1 protein-coding gene is annotated in these 234 nt (G+C 41.9%); it reads left to right on the top strand.

Translation table 11 applies throughout. From position 1 onward, the window contains the following. The coding region (locus KVT27_RS26250; RefSeq protein ID WP_305799950.1) for a proton-conducting transporter transmembrane domain-containing protein at positions 1 to 234 on the top strand (234 nt) is incomplete at both ends.

Below are 234 nucleotides of genomic sequence, written 5' to 3'. Positions count from 1 at the left end.
ACCACTCAACATATAAAGGAGCATTACACATGAAGGATGGGATTGTCGACCATGAAGTGGGAACTCGGCATATTCGCCGTTTAGGTGGCTTAATGTCCTTAGTGCCTATTACATTTACAATCGCAGTCATTGGTAGCTTTTCTATGACAGGATTACCACCATTTAATGGTTTCTTGTGTAAAGAAATGTTTTTTGCTGCGGTCTGGGCTATTCGGGATGTAGAGGCCTTTTCTA

The organism is Lysinibacillus sp. GbtcB16, assembly GCF_019091145.1.
GTDB classification, from domain to species: domain Bacteria; phylum Bacillota; class Bacilli; order Bacillales_A; family Planococcaceae; genus Lysinibacillus; species Lysinibacillus fusiformis.
Note: the sequence above shows the minus strand (reverse complement) of the source record. Positions and strands in the feature narration are given on the sequence as shown.